Here is a 12,637-nt window from a genome sequence, read left to right on the forward strand (position 1 = left end):
TCCCGGAGTAGGACTCGAACCTACGACCCAGCGGTTAACAGCCGCTTGCTCTACCGACTGAGCTATCCGGGAACGGCTCGGCTCCTATAGCCGAGGGGAGAGCGGGTGCAAACCCCCTTTTGTGCGCGGGCCGCATCCGCGATACCTCTTTATCGTCTGGTAAGATCTCGCCGGCATGATCGCCGTATGCGCAGTGATTTCCTTGCTTCCCTCGGGCAAATCAACGAAATGCTCGCCGACCTGCCGGTTGCGATGGTTGCCGGCCAGGTGCGGGGGGTTTCCGGCCTTGCGGTCGAGATCGCCGGGCTCTCTCACCACGCCGCCATTGGCCAGCGCGTCACCATCCACGGCGCCGGCGAGCGCCCCATCCCCGCCGAGATTCTGGGATTTTCCGACACCAGTCAGACAGCAATGACGCTCGGCCATACCGAGCGCATCCGCGCCGGGATGGAAGCGCGGATCGAGGCCAGCGCGCGGGCGCTCGCCAGCGGCGAGGCGGAACCATTCGCCGATCGCGGCGGGCTTTTCGTCTCCGATGGCTGGCTCGGGCGGGTGATCGACCCGTTCGGGGCGCCGCTCGACGGCAAAGGCTACCTGCCCGCCGGCCCGCGTCGCCGGCTGCTCCGCGCGCCGCCACCGCCGGCGACCGCGCGGGCGCGGCTCGGCGGCCGGCTCGATCTCGGGGTGCGCGTTCTCAACTGCTTCGCCACCGCCTCCCTCGGCCAGCGCCTCGGCCTGTTTGCCGCCAGCGGTGTCGGCAAATCGACGCTGCTTTCGATGATCGCCCGCCATACCGAATGCGATGTCGTGGTGCTGGCGCTGATCGGCGAGCGCGGGCGGGAAGTGCGCGAATTCATCGAAGAGCATCTCGGCGCCGAAAAAATGCGCCAAAGCGTCGTCGTCGTCGCGACCTCCGACGCGCCGCCGCTCGCGCGCCGCGAATCCGCTCATGCCGCGATGGCGATCGCCGAGCATTTCCGCGACGAGGGGCGATCGGTGCTGCTAGTGATGGACAGCGTCACCCGCTATTGCCAGTCGTTACGCGAGATTGCCCTCTCCTCGGGCGAATTTCCGGCGGCGCGCGGCTATCCGGCGAGCGTGTTCACCGAACTGCCCCGGCTGCTCGAACGCGCCGGCCCGGGCGTCGAGACTGAAGCGGGCGAGGCCGGCTTCATCACCGGGATTTTCACCGTCCTTGTCGATGGTGACGATCATGACGAGCCGATCGCCGACGCGGTGCGCGGCATTCTCGATGGCCATATCGTGCTCGACCGGCGGATCGCCGAGGGCGGGCGCTATCCGCCGGTTGACGTCGCGCGCTCACTCTCGCGCACCATGGCGCAAGCGACGCCGCCCGCCGAAATGGCGTTGGCGCAACGCGGCCGCGCCATCCTCGCCCGCTATGCCGAGCTGACCCGGCTTTTGGAAATGGGCGTCTACGAGGCCGGACGCAACGGCGAATTCGACCGCATCCTGGAGAAGGGCCGCGCGATCGAAACCCTCCTCGCCCAGACGCGCGAGGAGCGGGTGACGATCGAGGAGGGCTTCCGCGACCTCGCGGCGATCCTCAGCGACTAACCACGTCGCTCGGCGTCGTGCGGGCGGATGACGCGGGGCTAGATGCCGCATCGGCGGTGGCGCGGCCCGGCGCTGCTTCCTCGCCGGCGGCGTGCCGGCCGAGCTGGCGAAGCAGGGTTCCGAGCAGCTCCAGCTCGCAGGGCGAAAGCCCACTCATGGCGCGGGTGATGTCTTGGGCATGACGCGGGAAGACGGCGGCGATGAGATCGCGCCCGCATCCCGTGAGTTCCACCCGCACATGCCGCCGATCGGCAAGGTCGCGCACCCGCCGCACCAGACCACGGTTTGAGAGCTTATCGACGACGTCGGTCATATTGCCAGCGCTGGTCAGCACCTTGCGGCCAAGCTCGCCTTGGGTCAGCGGCCCCTGATGCCAAATCACCTCGAGCACGCCGAGCTGGGTCGCGGTCAGGCCGTGCGCGGCCAAGCCGGGTTCGACACGGGCGAGAATGGCGCGACTGGCGCGAAAAAGCTTGACATAGGCGCGCAGTGCCGCCGCCGTCGCGGCATCACTCATGGCAGCGGTCTCGGTCTGGTTCATGACGCGGTTTAGCGGTTCATCATCACCGGCAGCTCGGCGTGCTCGAGGACGTGGCGGGTGACGCCACCGAGAATGAGCTGGCGCAGCCGCGAATGCGAGTAAGCCCCCATCACCAGGAAGTCGGCGGCAAAGGCGCGGCAAGCGGCGAGGATGCCAGCGCCGACATCGCGCTCGACCGGTTGGAAGGTCGAGAGATCGGCTTTGATGTTATGGAGGGCGAGATACTCGGCGAGATCGGAGGCGCCCGGCCCACGCCGCTGATATTCCTGCGCCGAGAGGATACGCACCGCGGCGGCGCGTTGCAGCCAGGGGAGCGCGGCTTGCACGGCGGCAGCGCTTTCGGCGGTACCGTTCCAGGCGAGGCAGATCCGCTGCCCGATCGCGGTCGGCGCGGTTTGCGGCGCGATCAGCACCGGCCGACCGCTGTCGAACAAAACCGCGTGCAGTGCATCGGACGATGAGGCATCGCCATCCTGGCGCGGCGACGGCACCACGGTGAGATCGGCGAGCCGCGCCTGCTGCGCCACCAGATCCTCCTCGCGCCCGGTGATCGCGGCGAAATGGGCCGTCGCCGTATCCGCGCCGGCGCGCGCCTCAGCAACCGCAACGCCGTGCGCGCTGACGAAGCGATCGAACATGGCGTGGATCTTGCGCGCCCGTTCGGTCGCCTCGCGCTCGGTCGCCGTCATCATCTCCTCGATCATCGCGCCCGACAGCCCTTCGCCGGCGAGCGGCGCGACATCGCGGCTATCGACCCGGACATGCAGCGCCAGCACATGCGCCCGCCAGAGCTGTGCCACGAGAAGCGCTGTGGCCAGCGCGGCCTCGCCCGCGCCGGAATCGGCGCCAGTCAGGGGCAGCAGGATTTTGCGAATGGCCATCTCCGAAGCCTCCCATACTCACGCATCGCGACCATGATAACAGCAGCCGAGCCGGATGGGAAAAAAGCACGACGGCGGAGGTTAGCGGGCGATGCCGGCGCGGGCTAGGGATAAAGCTGACTGATCTCCCAACCGGTGCCGCTCTGGGTATAAACCTCGCGCCGGTGCAGGCGAAACGGCATATCCTGCCAGAATTCATAGTAATCTGGGACCAGCCGCCAGCCCGACCAGTGCCCCGGGCGCGGGATCGCCGCGTCGTCGGGGAAACGCGCTTTCGCCGCTTCCAGCCGTGCCTCGAGCACCGCGCGATCGGGCAGCGGGCGGGACTGATCCGAGGCCCAGGCGCCGAGCCGCGACAGCGCCGGGCGGGTCGCGAAATAGGCGTCCGCCTCCTCCGGCGCGACCGGGACGACGGCGCCCTCGATGCGCACCTGACGGCGCAGGCTCTTCCAGTGAAAGAGCAGCGCGGCCCGCGGGTTTTCTATGAGTTCAAGGCTTTTTCGGCTCTCGAGGTTGGTATAAAAAACGAAGCCGCGCGGGTCCGCCTCCTTGAGCAGCACCATCCGCGCCGAGGGCCGGCCGGCTTTGCTCGCCGTCGCCAGCGTCATCGCATTGGGATCGTTCGGCTCACCCGCGCTTGCCTCGGCGAGCCACGTCTCGAAATGGCGCAGCGGATCAGGGGCGGAGGACATGGCTGATCTCCTTTTCTTGTTCTTGCCGTTCTGCCGCAATGCGCCGCCGTCGCCAAGCCCGTTTGCGGCGCGCAGCGGCCGCGCTGGTGCAGCCGCGACGCAACGCATTTGCCGGGGCGAGGCGCCCTTGCCTCACGCTGCCGACAGCGTTCGGCACGAAGAGATCCTTACCAGTGATGGTAGGTGAAGAAGTTGATGCGAAACGCGGCTTCGAACCCGTAATCATAGCGCGCGCCGCCGATTCCGCGGGTTTGCTGCAGCACCGGCAGCAGCGCTGTCAGGGCGAAACCCCAGTCCGGCCGGCTATAGATGAAACCGGGATCGACGGTCAGTAACTGCCCGCCGGTGCCAGACACATTCTCGCCTTGGAACCGGTCCGGGGTGTAGAGGGTGTAATTCGCCTCGAGCGAGGCAAAGATTTCCGCCGGCACCTCGCGATCGAGATCGCCGGGCCAGACGAGATAGTGAAACGCGGCATCGGCGAGCAGCCCGCCGCCCGCCTGATAGCCGCCCGAAGAGGCATAATTCTGATAGCCGATCAGGGCCTGCGCGTTCCAGAACAAGGTGTTCCAGGAGGATGTCAGGGCCTCGCGGGTGCCCCAGTCACCCGAGGCTGGCTGCAACTCCCGCGGCACGAACGCGTTGGTGTTCTGCATGCCGGTCGGGATATCGATGCCGAAATAGGGGGCGATGCGGAAAGTCGAGCCGACGCCGTCATTTTCATAGACGATATAGCGGGTGTCGAGCACGGTATCGCCAAAGCCGGTCGCGTTCATCTCCTGCATCTGACCGTGGGCGAAGAGTTCCGCGGAATTGGAGACGATGGATTTGTTTTCGAGAATGAAGGTCAAATCCGGCGAGGCGCCATAGAGAACGACGCCCTCGCCATAGAGGCTCTGCACGCCCCCTGATTCCTCGGTCGCCGTCGGCTGGGCGCGGATGACGATATTGCCGGCCGAGATCGGTGATGCGGACGGAAAGGTGATCTGGGCCCGCGCCGGCGCCGCGCAAGCGAGGATAACGATCGCAACGATCGTCCCAAGGGTTAGCGGCGCGCGCCACCAAGCCCAGCCCAAACTCTTCGCCGGCATCGTCGCGTCTCCCCGCCGTTATGGTTTCGTTGCGGCGGTGGCCGACGCTGGGGCCGGGCGGGCGAGCCATGTGATTGGCCCTGCGGTGTAGGACGCATTGCGTACCGCGCGACGGAGATCGTCATCGGTGATCACGGCCCCCGGTTTGACCCTGACATCGGCCAGGCCATGCAAAAGATTGAAAGAGACATGGTCGACGCCTGGCACTTGGCCGAGACGCTTGACGATGCCGAACACGGTGAACGGCGCCGTCACCCCCATGACCGTGACCTGCACCTCGCCATAACCGGGCGGGAGATCGCTCGCCGGCTTGGCCGGCGCCGGATCGGCGGCCCACCCCGGCACCGCCAGAGCGTGCGCAATCAGGAGCCCGATACCGAGCGATAATCCCCATTTCGCCTTCGACAAACCGCGCATGCTCCGCATCTCTCCTTGCCACCGGCGAGCGCCAGCCGGTAGCCAAAAAATTCCCGCCCCCGACGCATCGGCTCCCGGCGCCGGGGCGTATGTCCTTCATGACCACGATGACATCGCATTATGACACGTCGTCGCCAATAGGGGGATGGCCTTATTGTAACGGACGTTTGCAGCCAAGGCGGCAAGCGCGCCGCGGCACGCCGCTTGCTGCCGCGCGCCGGCCTCCGCTAGGCTGGGCCATGTCCTTTGCCAGCGCCGCCGCGGCGCCCGATACGCCAGGCTATCCGTCTCTCGATCCGCCCGGCGATGATCTCGCCGCGCTGATCCGCGCAACCGCGCACGGCGATCGGGCGGCGTTTCGCCGAATCTATGATAGCCGGGCGCGCCGGCTCTATGCGGTGGCCCTTCGCATCACTCGACAATCGGCGCTCGCCGCCGATGCCGTGCAGGACGCCTTCCTGCAACTCTGGCGGAATGCCGGGCAGTTCGACAGCACGCGTGGTCATGCCGAGGCTTGGCTGCTCAGCCTGGTGCGCTATCGCGCCCTCGATCTCATCCGCCGCTATGGCCGCGAGACCCTCGGCGCCACCGTCCCCGAGGTCGAGGACGAGGCGCCAGACCCTCTCGCCAATTTGCTTGCCAGCAGCGATGGCAAGGCATTGCAGCGCTGCCTCGAAACGCTTGAGGAAGATCGCCGGCGCCTCATTCTGCGCGCCTTCGTCGACGGGCTTTCGCACCAGGATCTCGCCGCGGCGACGAAACAGCCGCTCGGGACGATCAAATCCTGGATCCGGCGGGCGCTACACGCCCTGAAAAAGTGCCTCGACCCATGAGCGGTAGCGACGACGATCCCGATCTTCTCGCCGGCGAATATGTGCTCGGCTGCCTCGATGCCGAAACCGCGGCGGCGGTGGTGGCGCGGGCGGCGCGCGAGCCGGCTCTGGCGGCGGCGATCCGGGCATGGGAGCAAAGGCTCGCGCCGCTGGCCGAACTGCTCCCCGAGCTTGCGCCGCCACCCGAACTTTGGCTGCGGATCGCCGAATCCTTGCCGCCGCAATGGGGCGATCTCGCCGCCGTGCAGATTCGCCGCCGGCTTCGCCTCTGGCAGGCGAGCACCGCCGTCGCCCTGGCGCTCGCCGCCGCCTTCGCCGGCCTCCTTCTTTGGCGCACGCCGCCCGCTCATGCCCCCCGCGCTGTCGCCACCTTGATGCCGGCGAGCGGCCAGGGGCCGGTCTTCATGGCAATGATGATCGGCAACGGCGAGATCGCCATCACCAGCGCGGCACCGCTCAGCGTCGCCGCTGATCGCAGTCTCGAACTCTGGGAATTGCCGGCGGGGGAGACGCGGCCGCGCTCGCTCGGGGTGTTGCCGGCGCAGGGCACCCGGGTGGTGCGGGCCGAGGGTGCGGGGCCTGCGACCCAGCTTATGATCAGCCTCGAGCCGAGCGGCGGCTCGCCGACCGGCGCGCCGACCGGCCCGGTGCTCTATGCCGGCACCCTCGCCGTCATCGATTAGCGCCGCGCCGATACGAAAAACCCGGGAAAGCCGCGCTTTCCCGGGTGTCGCGTGCCAAGAGGGGGAGAAAACTCAATTCGGCATCAGCACCTTGTCGACGACGTGGATGACGCCGTTCGCCTGTTTGACGTCATAGATGGTGATATCGGCGACGTTGCCCTTCTCGTCCTTCATGACGATGTTCTGCGAGCCATTCATCATGAAGGTGAGGGTGCCGCCCTCGAGCGTTTTCAGCGTCGCCATGCCGTTGCCGGCGAGGATCAGCTTGCGGAGCGCGGTCGAGCTGTAATCGCCGGCGACCACGTGATAGGTCAGAATCTTGGTCAGCGTCGCCTTATTCTCGGGCTTGACCAGGGTTGCGACCGTCCCCGCGGGGAGATCATTGAACGCTTCGTTGGTCGGGGCGAAAACCGTGAGCGGGCCTTTGCCGTTCAACGCATCCACCAGGCCCGCCGCCTTCACCGCCGCGACCAGCGTCGTGTGGTCGGCGGAATTGACTGCGTTCATCACGATCGTTTTCGAGGGATACATCGCCTGGCCGCCGACCATGACGACGCTGTCCTGCGCCGCCCAGGCCCCGCCGGCGGCGAACGCCAGAGCCGTTCCCAAAGAAAGCGCGATCATTCGTTTCATCGACTGTCTCCTGTTGTTGGTGAGCGTGCGGCCATGGCGGCCGCTGTCACCGATACCGGCGAGCGGCGGCAGTGGATGCGGCCGGGTGCGATTTTTTTTCGCCCCCCTCCGGTGGGGCGCGGTTTGCGGCTATATCAGGGATGTCCAAACTCACGGCGGGAGAGCGCCATTGGCTGACGACCCCTATCAAATCCTGGGCGTGCCGCGTGACGCGACGGAAAAACAGATCCGCAGCGCCTTCCTCAAGCTCGCCAAATCGTCTCACCCCGATCTCAACCCCGGCGATCCCGGCGCCGAAGCGCGCTTTAAGGCGATCAACGCCGCTCATGCCCTGCTCTCCGATCCTGCGGCGCGGGAGCGCTTTGATCGTGGCGAAATCGATGCCGCCGGCCAAGAACGGCCGCCGCCTGGCGCGCGCCCCTATCGCGCGCACGCCGAAAGCGCCGCCGGCAGCCGCTATCGTCATGCCGCCGGCGACGCCGGCGATGACGATCTCGGGGACATTCTCTCCGAATTGTTTGGCGCACGCGGCGCGGGCGGCGCGCGGCGGGGCAGGGACCGGCATTACGCCCTCACCATCCCATTTCTGGACGCGATGCGGGGTGCGACCGAGCGCCTGACGCTGCCCGAGGGCGGCGAACTCGACGTCCATATCCCGCCCGGGATCGAAAGCGGGCAGCAACTTCGCCTGCGTGGCAAGGGCGAGGCGGGCCGCGGCGATGCCCCGCCCGGCGATGCGCTGATCGAAATCACCGTGGCACCACATAAGCTGTTTCGCCGCGTCGGCCGCGATATCCACCTTGATCTCCCGGTTAGCGTCAGCGAAGCGGTGCTCGGCGCGCGTGTTCCCGTCCCGACCCTCGATGGCCGGGTCATGCTGACCATTCCGCCGGGCTCGGATACCGGCACGAGGCTTCGCCTGCGTGGCAAGGGCGTGCCGGCGTCCGGCGGCCAGCCGGCGGGCGACGCCTATGTCATCTTGCAAGTGGTGCTCGGGCCGGCGGACGAGGAACTCGCGGCGTTTTTGCGCAATCGTCATAACCCACCATCGTGGAATCCGCGCGCCGGGCTGGAGGACGCGGCATGATCACTCTCGACATTTTGGTTGCCAACGAGGCCGGCTTGAGCCGTGTCGATATCGAGCATTGGATCAGGGAAGGCTGGGTGCGCCCGCGGGAAGCGGGTGGCGGCTGGGCGTTCGATGAGATCGACGTTGCGCGGCTCCATCTGATTCGTGTCTTGCGGCACGAATATCGTATCGAGGAGGAGACGCTGCCGCTGGTGCTCGGGCTGCTCGATCAACTATACGATCAGCGACGGCGCCTGCGCCGCCTCTGCAACGCGTTGGCGCGGACGGCGCCGCCGGAGCTCCGCGCGGCGCTGCACGCCGCGCTGCTCGGCGAGGATGAGGCCGACGACCCGGCGGAGACGAGCCCGCCCGCATGATGCGCCGTTTTTATCGCCGGATTCTCGCCCTCGCGGCGACGCCGCGAGCGAGTTGGTGGCTGGCGCTGATCGCCTTCGCCGAGGCCAGCGTGTTTCCCATCCCGCCCGACGCCCTCTTGATCCCGATGATCATCGCGCGGCCACGCGCCGCCTTTCGCCTCGCCGCGATCGCGACGCTCGCGAGTGTCGCCGGCGGCGCGCTCGGCTATGGCATCGGCTATGCGCTGTTCGATCGGCTCGCGATCCCCATTCTCCAGCTTTATCACCTGGAGCCGGCCTTCGCGCGGTTTCGCGCAGCCTACGCGCAATGGGGGCTTGCGGTCATCCTGATCAAGGGGCTGACGCCGATCCCCTACAAGCTGGTGACGATCGCCTCCGGTGCCGCGCGGTTCGATTTTCCGTTGTTCATGGCCGCCAGTCTCGCGACACGCGGGGCGCGATTCTTCGCGGTTGCCGCCCTCCTTCGCCATTTCGGCGACCGCGCGCGCGATTTCATCGATCGCCGCCTCGGCCTCATCACCGGCGCACTCGCGTTCGGCATCGTTTTCGGCTTCGCGTTGTTGCGCTTTCTGCCCGGCTGATGTCGGGCGAGGGCGCGGAGGGCTCATTCGTCGGCCGCTCGCCCCTCCAGTGTCCAGGGATGGCGCTTGCGCATTTTGGCGCGCAGCGTGCGGAGATTGTCATCGATATTGGTGATGGTGCGCAGCATCGAATTGCCATGCACGCGATAGCGCACCAGCTTCTGATCGACATGCACGCCATAGAGCCCGGCTTCGGCGAGGCGGCACCAGAAATCGAAATCCTCCCACCCGGTCGGGCGGATATCGTGATAGCCGCCGATCGCCGCCCAGGCGGCGAGCCGCACCAGCGCCGTCGCGTCGATGTAATTCCCCGGCGCGAGGCGGATCGGGTCATAGGGAAGGTTCGCGAACACATCGTCGGCGCCGCCGAAACGCTGCATCGTCGGATAGGCGAAGGCGGCCCCGCTTTCCTCGAGGGCGGCGAGGCAGCGGCTGAGGCAGTCGGGCAGCAAGATATTGTCGGCATCGAACGGCATGACATAGGGGGTTTCGGCCTGCGCGAAACCGGCGTTGCGGGTGAGCGCGAGACCAGCATTCTTCCTATTGCGCAACAGCAATGCCCGGCCGAAACGCTGGTGATGGGCGGCGAGCCAGTCTTTCGCGACCGCGAGGGAAGCATCGGTCGAAGCATCGTCGACGATGACGAGATCGAGCGCGGCCAGTGTCTGCGCCTTGATCGAGGAGAGAGTTTCGACGACGTAATCAGCATAATTGTAAAGCGGCACGACGATGGTCGCGACACCGCGGGCGAGCGTGTCGTGGGCGAAGACGATGTCGCTTGCGGGGAGCGCGGGCAAAGCCGGCGCGGGCTGGGCCGCGAGCGCGACATCGAGCGCGAATTGCCGCGCCGCTCGCCTTCCCGGGCGCAAAACCTGATCGAGAAAACTCGCCGCCATCTCCACCCGCCGCTCCGGACCATAGGCCCAAAGGCAATGGAGATAGGCGCGCCCGGCGATTTGTGCCCGTAGAGCCGGATCATCGACCAGCGCGAGCAGCGCCGCGTGCCAGGAATCCTCGTCGGCGGCTAGAAAGCCGGTGTCGCCGTCGCGGATGGCGCGACGGAACGGCGCCGTCGGCGAGCAGACGGAGGGAACCCCGGCCAGCGCCGCCTCGAAATATTTGAGTTCGCTTTTCGCCTCGCAAAACGGATTGCCGGCTTCGAGGGGCGCGAGATTGATATCGAAACGGGCGAGTTCGCGCGGCACTTCCGCGACCGGCACCGTCGCCCGCCACTCGATCTGATCCTCAACGCCGATCAGTTCGGGAAATTCCTCGATATCGAGGGTCGGCCAGGGGCCGTGGCGGAACAGCACCAGCCGGCATTGCGGCCGGGCGGCAAGAATCCGCGCGACCGCGCCCGAGGCACGTTTGAAATCACGCTGATGGGTGCGGGTGCCGCTGGCATAGCCGAGGCGGATCAGCCCATCGCCGCCGGCCAACGCGCGGGCGCGGCGGGCAAGGCGGGCGAGCCACCAATTCTCGCGATCGAAGCCGTTTGGGATGACGAAGGTCGGGATCGCCCAGCGTTGCACCTCGCCGGCGAGGAAATGCGTCGGCGTGATCGCGAAATCCATCGCTTTCAGCGTTTCCTGAACGGCGAGGAAATGCCCCTTGACGGCGGCGGGGTCGAGGCCACGGGTGCGGATGCCGTCGATCACGTCGGGCGAGGCGTGCTCGGCGTCGAACATCAGATCATCGACATCGAGCACGAGCCGCGCGCCGGCCGCCCGCGCCCGCTCGACGATGTCGCGGAGTTCGGCACTCCAGCCGAGGCGCCAGATGATGAGGAGATCGGCAACCGCGATGCGATCAGCGAGCTTCTCGCCGGGAACCGGCTTGCCGTCTTTCGTGGTCGGCTGATGGACGCTGACGATCGCGCCGAGCGCGCGCAGAGCGTTCGCAAGGCGGGTGACGCGATAGGTATGGCCCGGGGTATCGGCTTCTCCCGAGAGGAAGGCAATGCGCGGCGCCGGCGTGGGCGGCCCGTCCGCTGGCGTCTCCCACGGCTCTGGCAATACCGCGCTCGCGTGCCGCGCCGGATGGATGGCGCGATTTTCGGCGCGGCCGAAACGCTCGTAATGCTCGAGCGGATTGACGTCGGCGGAAATCACGTCGGGATGCAGGGCGTAATAATCGAGCGTGGAAAACTCCGGGCCGGGGTCATAGCCGAGAAAGGCGCCTTCACTCACGTAATGTTCCACCGGATCGCGCCCCGCCGCCGCGACCTCAGGATAGCGGGTGAGATACCAGGCGCGGTCGAACAGCGGGCTCGCCGCGAGCGTGGCGATTTTCTGGTCTTCGCGACGCCGGAGCAAGCGGGCCGAGCCGCCGCTTTGCCGGGCATGGCGAAGGGCCGTGCCATAGCCGCGTTGCACCACCCGCAAGCGCTGGCCGAGACCCGCGAGAGCGAGCAATTTCGCCTGATCGGCGCGGAGTGCCGCGGCTTCGCCTTCGGCCTCGAGGGTTCTTGCCGTAAGACGCGAGATCTCGGCCTCCAGCCGTTCGATGCGCGCGGCGATCGTTGCGATCATCGCGTGATCGCGCGCCGCCGTGGCGCGCGCCTGCGCGGCTTCCACGCGGTGTGCGTCGGCGGTCGCGATATCGGCGAGCAGGAATAATTCCGCCGGCAGATCCGGAAGCGGCGCATCGCTGGCGAGGGCGAGGAAGCCAGTGCCGCCGCGTAGGGATACAAAAGCGACATGGGCGAAGCTCGCGCCAAGAAGCCCGGCAAGAGCGGCGCGCGAGAGGGAGGCGCGCGGCGGCGGCATCTCGGCCGCGCCGTCGAGACCGGCGCCATCCGCGTCGGTACCCTGGGTGATCAGGAGGCCGCGAGGGCGCAGAGCGGCGCGCAGGATGGCGAGCAGGGCAACGGGATCGGCGCGCGGCGCGAGCATAGCGGGACACAGCACGATGTCGGCGCTGGCGGCGGCCAGTGTCATGCGCCCGTCCGCGATCTCGCCGTGGGGGATGAGATGGAGCGACTTCGCGGCGCGCGCGGCCACCGCCGGCGCCGCCATCTGCGCCTCCGCCAGCACCGCGATGACATCGCGGTCGCGGCACAGCCGGGCCACGAGCAGCCAGGTAGGGGCGTAGGCGGGTGGCAAGGCGTGAAACGGCGTGTCATCGGACGCGGCGGCGAGAGTGTCATCCATCGAGGTGGCCTTTGTGTCACCGGAGTCGGTCGAACGGCGGAGGGCGAAGTTTGGCGCGGCGGAAGAAAGATCGCAACGCGGGGGAGTGCTGGAAAATTTTATATATGAT

Annotated in this window: 13 protein-coding genes and 1 tRNA gene; 6 read left to right on the forward strand and 8 right to left on the reverse strand. The window is 67.4% G+C overall.

Features of this window, described 5'->3' with window-relative positions; genetic code table 11:
- Positions 1 to 72, reverse strand: a tRNA-Asn gene (locus ACP5M5_RS13305).
- A gap of 114 nt (positions 73 to 186) precedes the next feature.
- Between ACP5M5_RS13305 and ACP5M5_RS13310 the strand changes: the two genes are divergently transcribed.
- Positions 187 to 1,578: a FliI/YscN family ATPase gene (locus ACP5M5_RS13310; RefSeq protein ID WP_427938123.1), complete on the forward strand. Its 1,392-nt coding sequence runs from the start codon at positions 187 to 189 to the stop codon at positions 1,576 to 1,578.
- Here ACP5M5_RS13310 and ACP5M5_RS13315 read toward each other — a convergent pair.
- From ACP5M5_RS13315 to ACP5M5_RS13335, 5 genes are all read right to left on the reverse strand, one after another.
- Positions 1,568 to 2,095 (reverse strand): MarR family winged helix-turn-helix transcriptional regulator, encoded by a 528-nt coding sequence (locus ACP5M5_RS13315; RefSeq protein ID WP_427938124.1) that lies wholly within the window; start codon positions 2,093 to 2,095, stop codon positions 1,568 to 1,570. The two genes, ACP5M5_RS13310 and ACP5M5_RS13315, sit on opposite strands and share 11 nt — an antisense overlap.
- Positions 2,096 to 2,127: 32 nt before the next feature.
- A complete protein-coding gene (locus ACP5M5_RS13320) occupies positions 2,128 to 3,000 on the reverse strand; it encodes a universal stress protein (protein WP_427938126.1) in 873 nt (290 codons plus the stop codon).
- A 104-nt stretch (positions 3,001 to 3,104) separates the two neighbouring features.
- Positions 3,105 to 3,731, reverse strand: coding sequence for a pyridoxamine 5'-phosphate oxidase (gene pdxH, locus ACP5M5_RS13325; RefSeq protein ID WP_427938141.1), 627 nt, complete (start codon positions 3,729 to 3,731; stop codon positions 3,105 to 3,107).
- A gap of 128 nt (positions 3,732 to 3,859) precedes the next feature.
- Positions 3,860 to 4,783 (reverse strand): transporter, encoded by a 924-nt coding sequence (locus ACP5M5_RS13330; protein ID WP_427938128.1) that lies wholly within the window; start codon positions 4,781 to 4,783, stop codon positions 3,860 to 3,862.
- 18 nt (positions 4,784 to 4,801) lie between these two features.
- Complete coding sequence (locus ACP5M5_RS13335; protein ID WP_427938130.1) at positions 4,802 to 5,200, reverse strand: hypothetical protein; 399 nt, start codon at positions 5,198 to 5,200, stop codon at positions 4,802 to 4,804.
- A 239-nt stretch (positions 5,201 to 5,439) separates the two neighbouring features.
- On the opposite strand from ACP5M5_RS13335, the gene ACP5M5_RS13340 reads away from it, so the two are divergent.
- Together ACP5M5_RS13340 and ACP5M5_RS13345 are read left to right on the forward strand one after the other, a co-directional pair.
- On the forward strand, positions 5,440 to 6,033 hold the full coding sequence (locus tag ACP5M5_RS13340; protein ID WP_427938131.1) for a sigma-70 family RNA polymerase sigma factor: 594 nt from the start codon (positions 5,440 to 5,442) through the stop codon (positions 6,031 to 6,033).
- The gene (locus ACP5M5_RS13345) at positions 6,030 to 6,716 is read left to right on the forward strand and encodes an anti-sigma factor (protein ID WP_427938133.1); all 687 of its coding nucleotides are present in this window, start codon (positions 6,030 to 6,032) and stop codon (positions 6,714 to 6,716) included. The genes ACP5M5_RS13340 and ACP5M5_RS13345 overlap by 4 nt, the downstream gene beginning before the upstream one ends.
- A gap of 72 nt (positions 6,717 to 6,788) precedes the next feature.
- On the opposite strand, the gene ACP5M5_RS13350 is transcribed toward ACP5M5_RS13345, so the two are convergent.
- A complete protein-coding gene (locus ACP5M5_RS13350; RefSeq protein ID WP_427938135.1) occupies positions 6,789 to 7,349 on the reverse strand; it encodes a fasciclin domain-containing protein in 561 nt (186 codons plus the stop codon).
- A gap of 169 nt (positions 7,350 to 7,518) precedes the next feature.
- On the opposite strand from ACP5M5_RS13350, the gene ACP5M5_RS13355 reads away from it, so the two are divergent.
- Genes ACP5M5_RS13355 through ACP5M5_RS13365 form a run of 3 tightly spaced genes read left to right on the forward strand, consistent with a single transcriptional unit; the run spans position 7,519 to position 9,376 of the window.
- Complete coding sequence (locus tag ACP5M5_RS13355; RefSeq protein ID WP_427938136.1) at positions 7,519 to 8,436, forward strand: DnaJ C-terminal domain-containing protein; 918 nt, start codon at positions 7,519 to 7,521, stop codon at positions 8,434 to 8,436.
- Positions 8,433 to 8,795, forward strand: a complete 363-nt coding sequence (locus tag ACP5M5_RS13360) for a MerR family transcriptional regulator (RefSeq protein WP_427938138.1) — start codon at positions 8,433 to 8,435, stop codon at positions 8,793 to 8,795. Before ACP5M5_RS13355 ends, ACP5M5_RS13360 begins: the two co-directional genes overlap by 4 nt.
- Positions 8,792 to 9,376, forward strand: coding sequence for a YqaA family protein (locus ACP5M5_RS13365; protein ID WP_427938139.1), 585 nt, complete (start codon positions 8,792 to 8,794; stop codon positions 9,374 to 9,376). Before ACP5M5_RS13360 ends, ACP5M5_RS13365 begins: the two co-directional genes overlap by 4 nt.
- A gap of 23 nt (positions 9,377 to 9,399) precedes the next feature.
- Here the strand turns inward: ACP5M5_RS13365 and ACP5M5_RS13370 are convergent, their stop codons facing one another.
- Positions 9,400 to 12,528 carry a glycosyltransferase gene (locus tag ACP5M5_RS13370; RefSeq protein ID WP_427938140.1) on the reverse strand — a complete coding sequence of 1,043 codons (3,129 nt, stop codon included), beginning with the start codon at positions 12,526 to 12,528 and terminating at the stop codon, positions 9,400 to 9,402.
- Positions 12,529 to 12,637: the final 109 nt, after the last annotated feature.

The sequence above is a fragment of the Acidibrevibacterium sp. genome (assembly GCF_049965395.1).
Taxonomy (GTDB): Bacteria; Pseudomonadota; Alphaproteobacteria; order Acetobacterales; family Acetobacteraceae; genus Acidibrevibacterium; species Acidibrevibacterium fodinaquatile.